The organism is Streptomyces acidicola, from assembly GCF_009377235.1.
Taxonomy (GTDB): domain Bacteria; phylum Actinomycetota; class Actinomycetes; order Streptomycetales; family Streptomycetaceae; genus Streptomyces; species Streptomyces acidicola.
Window position 1 is genome coordinate 1 of record NZ_VMNX01000493.1, and the last position, 1,848, is coordinate 1,848.

1 protein-coding gene is annotated in these 1,848 nt (G+C 68.0%); it reads right to left on the minus strand.

All coding sequences use genetic code 11. The annotated features are described in order from the left end of the window. Nucleotides 1–39: 39 nt before the first annotated feature. A complete protein-coding gene (locus tag FPZ41_RS46285) occupies nucleotides 40–1,746 on the minus strand; it encodes an IS1182 family transposase (RefSeq protein WP_228023467.1) in 1,707 nt (568 codons plus the stop codon). Nucleotides 1,747–1,848 lie beyond the last annotated feature (102 nt).

Consider the following 1,848-nt stretch of genomic DNA (forward strand, 5'->3'; position numbering starts at 1 on the left):
CTAAGCTTGACTCTGTCGGGGATCTTGGTGCCGCTGAGGTCAGCTGCCCAGGGTTCGCCAGGACTTCGGCCGGGGTATCTCGCGCTGGTCGAGGTAGTGCTGGAAGGCGGTCGGTCGGCGGGGCGTGGGGGCTTCTTCGGTTGCTGGCAGTCCGCTGAGGCGCTCGATGTTGACGGCGATGGCCGTCAGGACGTGCTGGATGTGGGCCTTTCCCTGTCCTCGGTAGCGGCAGCGTCGCATGCCGTGTCCGTGGGCGAACTCGTTGACCGTGCCCTCCACTCCGGCGCGGACCGCGTAGCGGGTTTTCCACTCGGGTGTCTGTTGCTCGGTGCGGATGCGAAGTTGCAGGTCGCGGAGTTCTCGTGGGGGAAAGCCCACGGTGCGGGTGCTTTCGCGGGAGGTGGTGCATTGGGTGCGCGCCGGGCAGGGCTGGCACTGGCTTTTGGTGAACCTGGCCACGATCAGCGGGGCCGCGGTGGGTGAGGAGGTCGGGTAGGGGCCGTGCCAGCCCTGGCTGACCTGGCCTTGGGGGCAGGTGACCTGCTGACGGTCGTAGTCGATGTGGAAGTCGTCCCGGGCGAAGCCCTCGTCCCGGCGGTGCTGACGGGTGGGGTTGCTCCGCAGTGGTCCGGAGACGGTGACCTGGTGTTCACGGGTGGCTTGTTCCAGGTGGGGCAGGGAGGTGTAGCCGGCGTCGACCAGGTGCTCGGCGGGCAGGAGTCCGCGGCGAGAGAGGCGGGTGTGGATGCCGGGCAGGACCTGGCTATCGTGGGTGGTGGCCGCGGTGGTGGCGACGTCCGTGATCACGTTGGGGCCGTCGGGAGCACAGGTCTCGGTCAGGTGAGCGGAGAACCCCTTCCAGCTGATGATGTGTCCGTGCCGTGCGTAGCGGGCCGAGGTGTCGTAGGGAGAGACGACCGCCCAGGATGAGGGCGGCAGCCCTGGTCCGCCTTCCTTCTCGGCGGTGCGCCAGCGCAGGTGTCCTGTGGCGTCACGGTGGTAGTTCTGCACCATGATCTGGCGCAGGGCCTGGATACGAGGGCCGGACGTGCGGTCTGCTCCGTGCCGGTAGAGGTGTTCCAGGAGCCGGACGGCGTCGTTTCCAGTAGCAAGGATCCTGGTCTTGGGCTTGGTGGGGTTCTTGCCCAGGCGGACCGGTCGGCCGTAGCGGCGCCCCCAGTCCTCATCGACCAGCTCGTCCAGCAGGTGTGGGGAGGTGTCGGCGACCTCTTCCAGTGCGGCGCGGACCGCTTCGGTGATCAGCTCCAGGCGGGTGAGGTCACGCACCGCGGCCAGGACATGGGTGGAATCGGTGCGCTGAGTGGTGCGCTCGCGCACCAGTCCGGCCTCCTTGAGGCGAGCCAGCGCGAGGTCGAGGAGGCGGTCAGCACGGTCGCCTTCGGCGAGACGGTCGCGGAAATCGGCCAGCACGCTGTGATGGAACCCGGGGTCATCCAGCTCCATGGCCATCGCGTACTTGAAGTCGATGCGGCAGCGGACCGCCTCTGCGGCCTGCCGGTCCGACAGGCCGAGCAGGAACTGCAGCACACAGACGGTAGCCAGTTGAGCAGGCGAGAGACCCGGACGCCCGTCACGCGGGTACCAGTCGGCGAAGTCCTCGTCATGCCACAGCCCGTCCAGCCGGTCCCTCACCCATATCGCCGTCGTGCCGCCCGGGTTGCTCGCCCGCGCGACCTGCGCAGTCAGAGACGGGACCTGCTCACCGGAACGTGGACGGAGGGACAACGGGCACCTCGACAACTGCATCGGTCATCGGAACTACCCGAGCATGCCCGTTGACCATGCTGCCGCACCGCGAAACTCCAAGATCCCCGACAGAGTCAAGCT